Here is a 1,333-nt window from a genome sequence, read left to right as displayed (position 1 = left end):
TTCACGAAGGGTCGGTACATCCTATACATCTCCATCGCCCGACATGCCGCCTTCGCGAATGAATTCGCTCCCACCTCTAGATAGTCAACCGGGCTCAATTTCCGGAATCTGGCAGAGCCCGTGGGAGTGAATTCATTCACGAGGCGTTGGTACATCCGATACATCTCCATCGCCCGACATGACGCCTTCGCGAATGAATTCGCTCCCACCTCTAGATAGTCAACCGGGCTCAATTTTTCGGCATCTGGCAAAGCCCCTGTGGGAGTGAATTCATTCACGAAGGGGTCGGTACATCCGACACGTACCTAACGCCTGTCATGCCGTCTTCGCGAATGAATTCGCTCCCATCTCTAGATAGTCAACCGGGCTCAATTTCCGGAATCTGACAGAGCCCCTGTGGGAGTGAATTCATTCACGAAGGGTCGGTACATCCGATACATCTCCATCGCCCGACATGCCGCTTTCGCGAATGAATTCGCTCCCACCTCTAGATAGTCAACCGGGCTCAATTTCCGGAATCTGACAGAGCCCCTGTGGGAGTGAATTCATTCACGAAGGGGTCGGTACATCCGACACGTACCTATCGCCTGTCATGCCGCTTTCGCGAATGAATTCGCTCCCACTTTGTAATTATTGGGCAAGGTTTAGGAGAGGTAACCGGGGTCCGAGGACGGTAAGTTAGAGCGCAGGTTTTACAATCAGGCGGAGGGCAAGGATGCCTACTCGAGGTAGCTCATCCCAGTTACGCATAGGCCGTTTCTCTGAGGCCGGGCGCATATACATGATTACCACTACGACTGAAAATCGATATCCAGTTTTTGAAGACTGGCAGCTTGGGCGACTTTTGGTGCGTGAATTCAGACGAGCCGAAACTCAAGGTCTGGCGACATCACTAGCGTGGGTCGTTATGCCAGATCATTTCCACTGGCTGGTTGAACTCCAGCAAGGCTCTTTGGCATCTCTCATCAAGCAGGTGAAAGCCAGCAGCGCAGTTGCAATCAATCGGGTTTCTGGCAAAAAAGGTCGCTTTTGGCAAACAGGCTTCCATGACCAAGCACTCAGGAGAGACGAAGACCTGCAAAAACTTGCCCGCTATATCGTGGCCAACCCGCTGAGAGCTGGCCTGGTCAAGCACATTGGCGACTATCCGCTATGGGATGCAGTCTGGATATGAACCCATCAACACAAAGCCCTGTGGGAATTCATTCGCGAAGGGTCGGTACATCCGATACATCTCCATCGCCCGACATGCCGCCTTCGCGAATGAATTCGCTCCCACCTCTAGATAGTCAACCGGGCTCAATTTCCGGAATCTGGCAAAGCCCCTGTGGGA

Annotated in this window: 1 protein-coding gene; it reads left to right on the top strand. The window is 52.9% G+C overall.

Annotation, left to right across the window (positions count from 1 at the left end):
- The first annotated feature begins 715 nt into the window (after nt 1–715).
- Complete coding sequence (locus RX972_RS29005; protein ID WP_316880718.1) at nt 716–1,174, top strand: REP-associated tyrosine transposase; 459 nt, start codon at nt 716–718, stop codon at nt 1,172–1,174.
- Nucleotides 1,175–1,333 lie beyond the last annotated feature (159 nt).

The organism is Pseudomonas syringae group sp. J309-1, assembly GCF_032582135.1.
GTDB classification, from domain to species: Bacteria; Pseudomonadota; Gammaproteobacteria; order Pseudomonadales; family Pseudomonadaceae; genus Aquipseudomonas; species Aquipseudomonas quasicaspiana.
This window is presented reverse-complemented; position numbering and strand designations above follow the sequence as displayed.

What these genes read in the sequence shown, in the direction of transcription:
- RX972_RS29005 (WP_316880718.1), top strand. Translation starts at nt 716, where the DNA reads ATGCCTACTCGAGGTAGCTCATCCCAGTTACGCATAGGCCGTTTCTCT.